This is a genomic window from Corynebacterium sp. MSK204, assembly GCF_030229885.1.
Taxonomy (GTDB): Bacteria; Actinomycetota; Actinomycetes; order Mycobacteriales; family Mycobacteriaceae; genus Corynebacterium.
On sequence record NZ_JASPGQ010000001.1, the window covers coordinates 227802 to 241191 of the forward strand.

11 protein-coding genes are annotated in these 13390 nt (G+C 57.1%); 9 read left to right on the forward strand and 2 right to left on the reverse strand.

Translation table 11 applies throughout. The annotated features are described in order from the left end of the window. The first annotated feature begins 2 nt into the window (after positions 1–2). From secF to QP908_RS01145, 6 genes are all read left to right on the forward strand, one after another. A complete protein-coding gene (gene secF, locus QP908_RS01120) occupies positions 3–1175 on the forward strand; it encodes a protein translocase subunit SecF (protein WP_239268268.1) in 1173 nt (390 codons plus the stop codon). A gap of 72 nt (positions 1176–1247) precedes the next feature. After that, positions 1248–3023: an ABC transporter substrate-binding protein gene (locus tag QP908_RS01125; RefSeq protein WP_239268266.1), complete on the forward strand. Its 1776-nt coding sequence runs from the start codon at positions 1248–1250 to the stop codon at positions 3021–3023. A gap of 50 nt (positions 3024–3073) precedes the next feature. Next, positions 3074–3619: an adenine phosphoribosyltransferase gene (locus tag QP908_RS01130; protein WP_239268264.1), complete on the forward strand. Its 546-nt coding sequence runs from the start codon at positions 3074–3076 to the stop codon at positions 3617–3619. Positions 3620–3704: 85 nt separating this feature from the next. Continuing rightward, positions 3705–5999: a RelA/SpoT family protein gene (locus tag QP908_RS01135; protein ID WP_284771477.1), complete on the forward strand. Its 2295-nt coding sequence runs from the start codon at positions 3705–3707 to the stop codon at positions 5997–5999. Positions 6000–6192: 193 nt separating this feature from the next. Continuing rightward, positions 6193–8277, forward strand: coding sequence for a bifunctional metallophosphatase/5'-nucleotidase (locus QP908_RS01140; protein WP_239275215.1), 2085 nt, complete (start codon positions 6193–6195; stop codon positions 8275–8277). Positions 8278–8386: 109 nt separating this feature from the next. Then, entirely contained in the window at positions 8387–8959 is a 573-nt protein-coding gene (locus QP908_RS01145; protein ID WP_410755690.1) for a DUF421 domain-containing protein, read from the forward strand. 102 nt (positions 8960–9061) lie between these two features. On the opposite strand, the gene QP908_RS01150 is transcribed toward QP908_RS01145, so the two are convergent. Then, entirely contained in the window at positions 9062–9409 is a 348-nt protein-coding gene (locus QP908_RS01150; protein ID WP_284771478.1) for a hypothetical protein, read from the reverse strand. A 319-nt stretch (positions 9410–9728) separates the two neighbouring features. Continuing rightward, positions 9729–10613, reverse strand: coding sequence for a peptidylprolyl isomerase (locus QP908_RS01155; RefSeq protein WP_239275217.1), 885 nt, complete (start codon positions 10611–10613; stop codon positions 9729–9731). Between the two features lie 156 nt (positions 10614–10769). On the opposite strand from QP908_RS01155, the gene tpx reads away from it, so the two are divergent. From tpx to hisS, 3 genes are all read left to right on the forward strand, one after another. Then, on the forward strand, positions 10770–11267 hold the full coding sequence (gene tpx / locus QP908_RS01160) for a thiol peroxidase (RefSeq protein WP_239268254.1): 498 nt from the start codon (positions 10770–10772) through the stop codon (positions 11265–11267). A gap of 169 nt (positions 11268–11436) precedes the next feature. Continuing rightward, positions 11437–12072 (forward strand): MBL fold metallo-hydrolase, encoded by a 636-nt coding sequence (locus tag QP908_RS01165; protein WP_239268252.1) that lies wholly within the window; start codon positions 11437–11439, stop codon positions 12070–12072. A gap of 5 nt (positions 12073–12077) precedes the next feature. Next, entirely contained in the window at positions 12078–13361 is a 1284-nt protein-coding gene (gene hisS, locus QP908_RS01170; RefSeq protein WP_284771479.1) for a histidine--tRNA ligase, read from the forward strand. The last annotated feature ends 29 nt before the right edge of the window (positions 13362–13390 follow it).

The following is a 13390-nucleotide window of genomic DNA, read 5'->3' on the forward strand; positions in this document are numbered from 1 at the left end:
TCATGGCCGTATCGACTAAAAATAAGATTTCCCGTTTAGATCGCCTCTATGAAGACGAGCGTGGCTATGACTTCATTGGCCACACCAAACGGTGGTACGGGATTACCGCCGCGCTCCTCGTCGGCGCCATCGCCGCCATCCTGATTCGCGGATTTACCCTTTCCCTCGACTTTGAGGGAGGAACCACCTTGTCCATGCCCGCTGGGGACTTGAAAGAGGACGAGGTAGCTACCGTCTTTGAGGACTCCACCGGCGTTGAACCCGAACAGGTTCGCATCGTCGGCGCCGGCGATTCTGAGACGCTTGAAATCACCTCGGAGCGCTTGAGTCAAGAAGAGGTAGACAGCGCCCGGTCTGCCATCTACGAGGAATTCCAACCGAAGGATGAAAACGGGGAGGCCACCCCAGACGCCATCGGTTCTTCCACCGTGTCCGAATCGTGGGGCTCCTCGATTACGCAGCGCATGATCCTCGCCATGGTCGTATTCCTCGTTGCAGCGACCATCTATGTGGCGGTGCGCTTGCAAAAGATTATGGCTTTTGCCGCCATTTTGGCGCTGATTATCGATGGCATCGTCATCGCCGGTATCTACGCCCTCTTCGGCTTTGAAGTTTCTCCCGCCGTCATCATCGGTTTGCTCACCGTCCTGACCTTCTCCATCTATGACTCCGTCATCGTCTTTGACAAGGTCAATGAGAATACGGCGGGGCTGGAAGGCCAACGTTCTAAGACCTATGGGGAACTCGCCAACTTGGCGATTAACCAGACGGTCATGCGTTCCATTTCCACCTCCATCATCTCCGCGCTGCCTATTATCGCGCTGTTCGTCATCGCCGTATGGCTTATGGGCATCGGTACGCTGCGCGATTTGGCGCTGATCCAGCTCATCGGCGTCATCGAGGGTATTTTCTCCTCGATTTTCTTGGCTACCCCGTTGGTGGTGACGTTTGCTAATTGGACTAAGCGCGTCAAGCAGCACACGCAGCGTGTGCTGGATTACCGCGCGGGTAAGTCTGAGGACGGTGAACCGGCGGACGCGGGTTCTGCAAAGCGCAAGGTGGTTACGCCTTCCGATGTCGGGGCCAAGACGCACAAGGAAGTGGCAGAAGAACAAACTGATCACGGCAGCAGTGCCTCCGGCCATACAGGTGCTACGTGGCGCCCGGGCCGCTAAATGCCCTTGAACACGGCATAATCAGGCAGAGTAAGGCTTGGTCTTTTTAGGAGAAAAGGGGTTGTGCGTACCGTGGAACGCAGATTAGGCACCACACGGTGGTGGGGGCGCCGTCCCAAAATCATGGCGGTTGCAGCAGGGCTTTCCGCCCTGGCGCTGGTAGCGGCCTCGTGCAGTAGTGAGGAATCTGAGGGCGGTGACCAGGCCTCGCCCGCCGATCCGGAGTCCTATAACTACCCCGGGTATATGGTTAACTCTCAGCTGACCACGACGAATGCGGGCACCGCCTTCGGCAGCACCACCTCAGCGGCCCAACTTTCGGCGCGGCTTTATCCCGGTCTTTTTGTGCCGGGCCCCTCCGGACAGCTCATTCCCAATGCGGATTTGGTAGAGACCGAAGAGCTTCCGCCGGCAGCAGATAGTGATCAGGAAAGCGTGCGTTTGACGCTTGCTGATGACGCCACGTTCTCCGATGGTGCGCCCGTCACCTGCGATGATTACCTGCTTTCCTATACGGCTGGCACGCACCCGGTTGAATTTGCCTCGCATATGCCACTAATGAATGACATCGCCGATATCGAGTGCACACCGCAGAGCAAAGCCTTTACGCTGACTTTCCAGAAAGACCAGGGACATCGGTGGCGCCAAATGTTTGGCCCTGGCACCGTTATGCCTGCGCATGCGCTTGCGCAGAAGACGGACATGAGCATGGAGGATCTCAACGCGGCCCTGCATGCAGGAGACATGGCGGCGCTGCAGCCAGTAGCGGAATTGTGGCGCTATGGTTTTTCTACAGCCAAGGATGACTTTGACCCACAGCTGCAGGTGTCCTACGGCCCATTTACCGCGGATAAGATTGGTGATTCCGGCGAGGTCTTTTTAAAAGCCAATGAGCAGTATCGCGGCGACAAACCTGCCTTGGATCGCCTTGTCATATGGCCGGGTACTGCCAACGCACAGGAACTTGCGGATAAGGGCGTTCTCAAGGTGGCAGATTCCGCCACCGCGGCGCCCGATTGGCTTTCAGGGAACGCGGTTAAGGACGCAGAATCCGAGGAAGGCAACGACGCCTCAGAATCCACAAACGGATCTGGCTCGAATAAAGAAAGCGACTCCAATGCGGAGGGCTCCGCGGGCACAGAGAATGCCGAGTTTGAGACGATCACCAAGGTGGGCCTGCAAACCGATACGTTGACGCTGTCGCAGGCCGGGATTTTTGCGGAGCCTTCTGCTAGAAAGGCATTTGCTGCTTGCGTCGACCAAGCGGCGTTAGCACAAAAGAGCTCCGAAATATCTGGTGTCGATGTTCCCCCGGCTTATGTGCGCACCGTCTCTGTCCAAGATCCGGTGGCCCAAACGCTAGGCTCGGTGGCGAAGGACCACGAGGGAACGGACATGGCTGCGGCCGGCCAGTTGAACGGGTCCACCATCAGGGTGGGCTACGTTGGCCCGGATAAGCGCTATCAGGCGATGGTTGATGCGCTGCGCGCCTCTTGCGAGCCGGCGGGGATTACCATCGAGGATGCTGCGGCGGAGAACCTATCGCAGTTTTATCTCAACCCTGATCCGGAATCGGGGCAGCCAACCATTGATGCCTTCTTGGGCCCAGTCGATCCGCTGACCGAGTACTCCGCCGCTGATTCCAGTATTAAAAATTCCGTTCAGCTCAAGGAGCAGGAAGAGCAGCTGTGGGAGAGTGTTCCCTCCATTCCAGTCGCTGCGCAGCCGCGCGCGTTTATCGTTCACCGCGACGTGGAGGGTGTCCTGCCGTACACTGGCGTCTCGGGCATCGGCTGGAATATGGATCGTTGGCACGTGCCGGCAGAAGAACCTGTGGAGAAGGCCTAGGCCTTTTCGTTTTTAAATTTATTCTCGCTATTTAATTCTCAAGGAAGATGATGACTTCTCACTATGAATCAGCAGCACAAGCTTTGCGCGACAAGGTGCGCCTTGTGCAGGACTTTCCAGAAGAAGGAATTCTTTTTGAAGACCTCACACCGGTATTAGCCGATCCTGAGGCATTTCGGGCCGTTGTTGATGGTCTCGCGGCCGCCTGCGAGGAGCTGGGCGCGGATCTTATCGGCGGCCTGGATGCCCGCGGATTCTTGTTGGGCTCTGCCGTGGCGTACAAGCTGGGCTTGGGTATTTTGGCCATCCGCAAGAAGGGCAAGCTTCCACCGCCGGTATATACCGAAGAATACGAGCTGGAGTACGGCTCGGCCGCATTGGAGATCCCAGCCAGCGGCGTCGATGTGAAGGGCAAGCGCGTGGTGCTTGTCGATGACGTCCTGGCCACCGGTGGCACCCTCCACGGCGCCAAGCTGCTGCTCGAGTCTGCAGGCGCCGAGGTCGCGGGCAACGTCGTGGTGCTAGAAGTTAAGGGTCTTAATGGACGCGAACGCTTATCGGGCCCGCCGCTCATTGTGCTGGATGACGCTGACTAAGATGGTGTGTCTAAGCTAGATCACACGATCTGGAAAGGCGCTGCAGCCAGCAGTACAGGCTGCGGCATTGTGAAGGGCGGTAGAGATGGCCACGGATAAGTCAGCAAAACGCCAGGTTAATAACGGGATGCGGAGCATGTCTGCCCGGCTTGCTCGGTCACTGACCGGCGGGCGGGTCAAGATTAACCCCGCGCTCGATCCCCTCATGTCCATTCACCGGAAATTCCACCCCAAAGCGGATGCGGAACTACTCAACGCTGCCTATAACACCGCAGAAAGGTTGCACGAGGGAGTATTCCGCAAGTCGGGCGAGCCGTATATTACGCACCCCCTGGCCGTAGCCACGATTGCCGCGGAAATTGGTATGGATACCACCACCATCGTTGCAGCGCTCCTGCACGATACGGTGGAGGATACCGATTACACGCTTGAAGATCTGACCCGCGACTTTGGGCCAGAAGTCGCCCGGCTCGTTGATGGCGTGACCAAACTGGACAAGGTGGCCTTGGGTGCAGCGGCCGAGGCTGAGACCATCCGGAAGATGATCGTCGCCATGGCCAACGATCCGCGCGTGCTGGTCATCAAAGTCAGCGACCGTCTGCACAATATGCGCACCATGCGCTTTTTGCCGCCGGAAAAGCAAGCTAAGAAGGCACGCCAGACGCTAGAGGTCATCGCCCCCTTGGCCCACCGTCTGGGCATGGCGAGCGTGAAATGGGAATTAGAGGATCTGTCTTTTGCCATCCTCTATCCCAAAAAGTACGACGAAATCGTCCGCATGGTGGCAGAGCGTGCGCCCTCGCGCGATCGCGCCTTGAAGGAAATCATCAACCAAGTTAGCGCCGCCTTAAAGGAAAACGGCATCGAGGCTGAGGTAATGGGCCGGCCGAAGCACTACTGGTCCATCTATCAAAAGATGGTCGTGCGCGGCCGCGAGTTCGCGGAGATTTTTGACCTGGTGGGCATCCGCGTACTGGTGGATGACATCAATAGCTGTTACGCCGCCATTGGCGTCGTGCACTCCATTTACCAGGCTCTGCCTGGGCGTTTTAAGGATTATGTTTCCTCCCCGCGCTTTGGCGTCTACCAGTCTCTGCACACCACGGTGCTCGCGGACGGCGGAGCAACCCTAGAGGTGCAGGTCCGTACGCACGAGATGCACTACAACGCCGAATTCGGCGTCGCCGCGCACTGGCGCTATAAGGAAACCAAGGGGAAGAATTCTGGGCATCAAGAAGAGGTGGACCAGATGGCCTGGATGCGTCAGCTGCTGGACTGGCAGAAGGAAGCGGCAGATCCCAATGAGTTCCTCGATTCCTTGCGCTATGACCTGACGGCGCGCCAGATCTTTGCCTTTACCCCAAAGGGCGATGTGGTGGATCTGCCGGCGGGTTCCACCCCGGTGGATTTTGCCTACGCCGTGCATACGGAGGTCGGCCACCGCTGCATTGGCGCCAAGGTCAACGGCAAATTGGTGGCGCTAGAATCGCCGCTGAAATCCGGCGACAAGGTAGAAATCTTTACTTCCAAGGATCCCAACGCCGGCCCATCGCGCGATTGGCAGGAATTCTTGGTCTCGCCGCGGGCCAAGGCGAAGGTACGGCAGTGGTTTGCCAAGGAAAGGCGCGAGGAACACCTCGAAGCCGGACGCGATGCCTTGGCCTCTGAGGTGCAGCGCGGCGGCTTGCCGATGCACCGCCTGTTTACTGCCAGCTCCATGAAGCAGGTGGCAGAACAGCTGCACTATTCTGATGTCGATGCCCTGTACACGGCCATCGGCGCAGGCCACGTCTCCGCACAGCACGTGGCCAACCAATTGGTGGCCATGTTCGGCGACCGCGATGATGCCGTGGATGCCCTGGCCTCCCGAACCCCACTCTCGGAGCTCGAGCAGTCCCGCGCGCAGCATACTAAGGACTCCGCCTCCGGCACCGGCATCTTGGTGGAGGGAAGCCCCGATGTCATGGCTAAGCTTGCGAAGTGCTGCCAGCCGGTGCCTGGGGACGCCATTTTTGGTTTTGTCACCCGTGGCGGGGGAGTATCCGTGCACCGTGCGGACTGCGCCAACGCGGAAAAGCTCAAATCTGAGCCGGAGCGCATGCTGAAGGTGGAGTGGTCCTCTGGCACCTCTTCTACCGGCGCCTTTTCCGCAACTCTGCAGCTTGAGGCGTTGGACCGCCAGGGCCTGCTGTCTGAGCTGACGCGGGTTCTAAGTGATCAAAACATCAATGTGTTGACGATGAATTCTAACCGCGGCGAGGACCAAATTGCCACGATGCGGTTTACCTTCTCTGTATCGGATACCAAACAGCTGGGTTCCTTGATGACGACGTTGCGCAATACCGAAGGCGTCTTTGACGTCTACCGCGTGACTGCCTAACCGCCTGACCGCCCGGCTACCTCCCTGTGCGGTTGCTCGACAGAGCAACGCGCGGGCGACGCGCACGTGACGATTGCGTGAACTCTTGGCGGAAGAAAGGTAAAAGCCCATTTCACGGGCTTCATGCTTCCTGCGAATGGGTTAAGAAAGCGGTATATATTGTCTGAATACTTTCTACGACACAGGAGTAACTATGCAGTTCCGCCGCATTGGCCAGTTGGTGGCCGCTACTACCGCCACCGCCGTCGCGCTCTCCGGCACACACGCCCTAGCGCAGGAGGATACGACCACCATCTCGGTCACCAATATCACTGACCTGCACGGCCACTTGGAAGATGGCCTGAGTGACCCTGCTAAGGCGGGCGATGAGATTGGTGTGGCTCGCCTGCAATCGCTTATCAAGCAGGTCAATGAAGGCCAAGAGTTCAACCTCACCTCTTCGGGCGATAACGTGGGCGGATCTGCATTCGTTTCGGCCATCTCTGATGACAAGTACACGCTAGAAGCGCTCAACGCCATGGGGATGAAGGTCACCGCAGTGGGCAACCACGAATTCGACAAGGGCACTGAGGACCTAACGGACCGTATCCAGCCCGCTTCTGACTATCCCATCCTCGGCGCCAATGTGTTAAAAGACGGCAAACCGCTTTTGGACGCCTCCCATGTGGAAGAAATCGACGGCGTAAAGGTCGGCTACGTCGGCACCGTCACCCAGAACACCAAGTTCAAGGTATCTGCGGCAAAGATTCCGGGCGTCACTTTTACCGATCCAGTCGAGGCAACGAATAAGGAGGCCACCCGCTTGAAGGAAAGCGGCGAGGCAGATGTCGTGGTCTCCCTCTTCCACGAAGACGCGGAGGAATACGCAGAAGGCTTCAACAAAGACGTCGATATCCTCTTTGGAGGCGATACCCACCAGACCACCCAGGGAACGCAAGAGCGCGACGGCGCCCTGCCACTGCAGTGGGCGCAAGGCTACGAGTACGGCAAGCTGCTTAACGATGCCGATATTACCTTCGACAAGGCCGCGGGCGAGGTAAAGAAGATTGAGCTCAAGCAGTACGATGCGACTGATGCGGCGCAGGTAGAGCCGGATGCTGAGATTGCGGGCATCGTTAAGAAGGCACAGGATGAGGCCGAGGTAAAAGGCTCGAAGACCGCTGGCACAGTCGAAACCGACTTATTCCGCGGCTCCGATGAGGGGCAAAAGCCAGGTTCCAACCGCGGTGTCGAGTCCACCCTGAATAACTTCATCGCTGACGGGCAACGTTATGCCATGAGCAAGCAGGTTGGCGAGGACATTGATCTTGGCGTGATGAACGCCGGCGGTGTGCGTGCCGATTTACAGGGCGGCGATGTCACATACAAGGACATCTTTGAGGTCCAGCCGTTTGGTAACTCGGTTATTACCGCGAAGGTCTCCGGCAAGGACTTCATCACCGCTTTAGAAAACCAGTGGCAAGATGGAAGCAGTCGGCCGCGTCTAGCCATGGGGCTGTCCAATAACGTCCAGGTGGTCTATGACCACACGGCATCCCACGGCGAGCGCGTCAAGTCCGTGACCATCAATGGCGAGCCCCTCGACGCGGATAAGGACTATTCCATCGCGCTATCGTCCTTCCTCGCCTCCAGCGACAGCGAAAAGGGTGGCGATGGCTACTTTGAGGCAGGCTCCATCAAGGACAAGAACGATGTGGGATACATGGATGCCCAGGCCATGATCGACTACATCGCCTCCGGTGAGTCCGAGGTCCGCAAGGGGCAGGGCCAGATTGGCGCCCACATCGATGGTGACATTGCCCCGGGCAAAGAAATCACCGTCGATCTGTCCAGCTTGAATTACACCAGCGAGGGAGAGCCCATGGCCAAGACCGTCACGGTGAAGCTTGGTGATGAGGAAGCAACCGCCAATATCGATAATTCCAAGCAGGAAGGCGATGACCAATTTGGCGAGCGCGGACGTGCGCAAGTGACGCTTAACGTTCCAGAAGGCCTGACGGGCTCCCAAAACCTAGAAATCACCACCGATGCAGGCACGCAAGCGATCCTGCCCGTGAAAGTGGACGAAGCCGGCGGTGACGAGGCCGGCTCCCAAGAGGATGGTTCAGAGGATGAAGACTCCCCGAAGCTCCCGCAAGGCTCGTCTATTGGCGGCGCAGCCCTTGCCATCGTGGCGGCACTAGCGGCAGGAATCGCCTTTATTGGTTTGAACCCCCAGGTGCTGCCGGCACCACTGCGGTCCATCTTTGATGACCTGCGCAAGACCTTTCACATCTAATTAGGGATCCAAATCCTGTGGATACGCGAAAAGCGCTTTTCCTCGCTTAAAGGGGGAAAAGCGCTTATTTTTCTGTGCTGTGTCGTGCATCCTAGTAACCTCAAAAGCCGTGGATATCTTTGAACGGTTTTTACGCGAGGCTACTTTTCAACTAGGAATCGAGCTACATCGAGTTCCTGTTGTCATGTTGTCTACATTAGGCATCTATCTCGCCTTTATGGTCTTGGTGAAGCTTTTTGGTTCCCGCGTATTGACCTCCATGACGGCCTCTGACGCGATCATCATCATTATGTTCGGTGCTGTTGCCGGGCGTGTGATCATTGGTGTTCCACCTACACTAGCGGCGGGTGTTATCGGGCTGACCACACTGATGGCCTTGGAAGCTGCATTCGGGACCATTCGCAAGGTAGTGAAATGGACGCGGTTTTTAGATCGGCGTCCAGTCCTCATCGTCTTTCAGGGCGAGATGATTGACGATAATCTCACCGTTTCCCATATCACTCGCTCTGACGTGTATTCCGCGGTGCGAAAGGCTGGTTTAGCCCGCATGGAAGACGTTCAGATTATGGTTTTAGAGCCCACCGGGCACATATCTGTCATCAAGAATGGTCAGGACATAGACCCAGATATCTTTAATGACCTCGTTGGCTCTGGGTATATCAAACAGGCCAAAGAGTCTTAAAGAATTGATAGAGGGGGAAGAACTTCAGGACTACTTTTCGTACAACCGCCGTGCAGATAAATAAGAGCACGGCGGTTAATCGCCCTCAAGAGGCATCAACGTCTAGAAAGGAAGTTTGAAGTTCTTTAGAAGGTCATCGATGTTGATGTACTTATTGGCGAACGCGAAGAGAGTGCCCAGTGCGCCGACAGCAGCAGTAATGACTTCGATCCAGGCCTTGACGGACTCAGGATTCGCGTCCTTGGAAGACGAGGCTTGCGTATTCTTGGCGTCGTTTTTCTTGTTTGCATCAGAATCAATGTTCTGGCTAGGAGTGCTGGTGGAGGCAGTAGAAGAGCCTTGAGCAACGGTATTCACATTCTCCGCGGCAGTGGCCACGGTGGTGCCAGCGAGAGTAACGGATAGGGCGGTTGCGCCGGCGAGGAAGGCCTTGCGGGAGAAAAGCTTCATTGTGTTTCCTGTCAAGCTTGTGGTGTTCAAATTTTTTGGATATTAGACGGCTGCGTAGCTGTCTGAATTACCCGAGCTAATTTTAATAAAAAACATTATCAATAAGGAATGGGGGTGTTTGGAGGGGGTGATTAATGCAGATGGTGTGAATGGGAAGGATGTGCTTTCTGGAGCTAAGCGAGGTAGAAGGGTATTTAAGGAAAAGCATCGGATATGAAAATTCCCCAGCGCCACGCCACGATATAGTTCGTGCAGTGTGCTGGGGTGAGGCAAATGTAGAGGGAATGGGGGAGGCATCGGCAAGCGCCGATGCCGCAGACTAGGCCTTTACCGTAGCCTTTTTGATCTTTACCTCTTCTGCAGGCTTGCCATCCTCTTGGCCGCCTGGATTGCTACCTTGGTCACCGGTGTCTACGCCGGCCTCGGCAATCTTGTCTAGGGTCTTGAGGCCTTCTTCAGTGATGGTGCCGAAGTAGGTGTAGTTAGGAGGTAACTCCGAGTCATCGTAGTTAAGGAAGAACTGGGAGCCGTTGGTATCTGGGCCGCTATTGGCCATAGCGACGGAGCCGCGGGGGTAGACAACTGGGTTCTGCGCGTCCTCGTCATCAGTTTCATCGGTGGGGTATTCATCAGCAAAGCTGAAGCCCGGGCCGCCGGCACCGGAACCGGTGGGGTCGCCGCACTGGAGCACATTCAAGCCACCGGAGGTCATGCGGTGGCAGACGGTGTCATCGTAGAAGCCGGAGTCAGCCAGTTCCGAAATGGCGTGGGTAGTACAAGGCGCAGTGGCGCGGTCTAGGTCCATCTCGATCGGGCCCTGGGTGGTATCGAAGGATACAGTAACAGTGCCCTCGGTGGATATATCCTTGCCGTCGGGCTTCTTGGCACCGTGGCCATCCTGCCCATTGTCCTTGTACTCGCACTGGACGGTTGCAGGCAGGGCTTCCGCGCGCTTGCCGCTCAAGGGCTCTGCCTTGGGTGCTTCCTGCGTGGTCTGTGCTTCCGAGGTATCTTCCGCCTGGATTTCGCCCTCAGAGTCATCGCGGGTGGAGAGGAAGTAAATCCCTCCGGCGATGCCGAGGATGACGACGAGCGAGGCTAAGGCGACGCCAAAAGGACGAGTCTTTTGTTTGCGGTCACGGGACTTTAGTTCGCGGTCGAGCTTGTGCAGCGCGTCTTCTCCGCGCTTTTTATTATCTGGCACCGTGGGACAACCTTTCTAGCGATTATCGGTGACGTGTCTCAACTAGGACGATTTTAGCGGCTTTGCGGCCATGGGGATGACTTGGCTCGGGGATTGGCTTAAGCAATAAGCGGAGAGCTATAGCGGGGAAGCAAAAGTATCAGTACGCTCGGGGCCATGGCTGAAGTTAATTTTTCTGACGAACCTACCCAAACCGCTGGTGAACTTCCCGCAGTAGGGGAGTCCATCCCAGAATTCACTCTCGTTGGCACCGACCTCTCTGAGGTCACCAAAAAGGATTTCGAGGGCAAGCGCCTCGTTATCTCGATTTTCCCATCCATCGATACCGGCGTGTGCCAGCAGCAGTTGCGCACCTTTAATGAAAAGGCTGCGGGCTTGGACAACACCGTTGTCTTGTCCGTCTCCCGCGACCTACCTTTTGCACTGGATCGTTTCTGCGCCGCAGAGGGCATTGAAAACGTGGACACCGCCTCCGATTTCCGCTCCGATTTTGGCGAGAAGTTCGGCGTGACCTTGCAAGGCTCCCCGCTCAAGGGCCTTTTGGCACGCTCCGTTGTGGTCACCGACGCTGACCACAAGGTCATCTACAACGAGTTGGTGCCAGAGGTAACCACTGAGCCGGACTACGATAAGGCACTTGCCGCCCTGCAATAAAGCTTTAAGCTGGCAGGATATTTAAATCTAGCACCCAGCCTTTCCCCATAACCCACCGTGGCTGTGGGGGTGAAGGCTGGGTGCTTTTTGCATGCTTGCGGGGCCCTTGAGTTCAGAGGGGCGCTGCGTTCGGGAGCGCTGTGGGTGCAGGTCTCGTTAGACTTAAAGCATGGAGATTCAAGGATTTACCGCGGGCCCATTTAGCACCAATACTTATATCGCGGCGGAGGGAAAGCGCGCTTTCATCGTGGATCCAGGCATGGATTCCACGTCGCAGGTTCTAGCGTACGACTATGACTATGAAGCCATCGTGCTCACGCACGGGCACATTGACCACACTCGCGAGGCCGGTGACTTGGCGCAGGAGCTCGATATCCCCGTTTATATTCATCCCGCAGATAAGTTCATGTTGGATTCTGGGGAGGGTGTTTCCGCCCAGGCACAGGAGTTATTCCACGCCTCGAGAATGGTGCCCATTTCCGATCTCCGCGAACTCCACGGTGGGGAAGAACTGGAGCTAATCGGGCATACATTTACCCTCCAGCACGCGCCTGGGCATTCGCCGGGGTGCGTATTGATCATTTCGGATACTTTTGCCCTTACCGGGGACGTACTTTTTGCCGGGGGAATGGGGCGGGTCGATCTGCCGGATTCTAATCCACAGGCCATGCTGGACTCATTGGCGGGACCGGTGTGGGATTTAGACGATAAGCTGGACATTCTTCCCGGCCACGGCCCAACCTCGACCATGCGTCAGGAGAGGGCGACCAACCCATTCCTGCGAAAATCCCATGGGGTAGTCTAGTGACCATGAGTGAAGAGAAGCGGTTCCAGGCACTGTCCGCACCGAAGGGTGTGCCAGACTATTTCCCACCAGAGTCTGCGACTTTTTATAAGGTCCGCCAGACCATGGTGGAACAGGCGCATCTTTCCGGCTTTCAGCACATTGAATTGCCCATTTTTGAAGATACCGCGCTCTTTGCCCGCGGCGTGGGCGAATCTACCGACGTGGTCTCCAAGGAGATGTACACCTTTGCAGATCGCGGCGATCGCTCAGTGACCCTGCGCCCAGAGGGCACCGCGGGTGTGATGCGCTCGGTCATTCAACACAATCTGGACCGCGGTCAGCTGCCGGTAAAGCTGAACTACAGCGGGCCGTTCTTCCGCTATGAGCGCCCGCAGGCAGGGCGCTACCGCCAGCTTCAGCAGGTTGGCGTGGAAGCCATTGGCGTCGACGATCCCGCATTGGATGCGGAGGTCATCGCCCTGGCGGATCGCTCCTATAGGGCCCTGGGACTTTCCGGGTACCGCCTGGAATTGACCAGCTTGGGCGACCGGAATTGCCGGCCCGCCTACCGCGAAAAGCTGCAGGAATTCCTGTTTAAGCTGGACTTGGATGAGGAAACCCGCCGCCGCGCGGAGATCAATCCCTTGCGCGTCTTGGACGATAAGCGCCCAGACATGCAGGAGCAGCTTGCCGATGCCCCATTGATGCTCGACTACCTCAACGCCGAGTGCCGCGAGCACTTTGAGACCGTAACCGGCATGCTGGATGATATGGGTGTTGCCTACGAAATCAACCCGCGCATGGTGCGCGGCTTGGACTACTACACCAAGACCTGTTTTGAATTCGTCCACGATGGCCTGGGTGCGCAATCCGGTATTGGCGGCGGTGGCCGCTACGACGGGTTGATGGCGCAGCTTGGCGGCCAAGATCTCTCGGGCATCGGCTATGGCCTCGGCGTCGACCGCGCCATCCTCGCCCTTGAAGCGGAGGGAATCACCTTAGAAGGCAGTGATTCCCGCGTGGACGTCTACGGCATTGCCTTGGGCGCAGCGGCCAAGCGCCGCATGACCGGGATCATCAATGACCTGCGCAATGCGGGAATCGCCGCGGACATGTCCTTTGGTGATCGCGGCCTTAAGGGGGCGATGAAGGGCGCTGACCGCGCGGGCGCGCGCTTTGCTCTGGTCTTGGGAGACCAAGAACTAGACAATGGCACCGTCGCCGTGAAGGACTTGGCCGCCCACGAACAGCGCGATGTTGAACTATCGCAGCTGGTTGCCATTCTGGGGCAGGATCTAGAAGGCTAAACGCAGGATCAAAAAAGGGGGCACCGAAA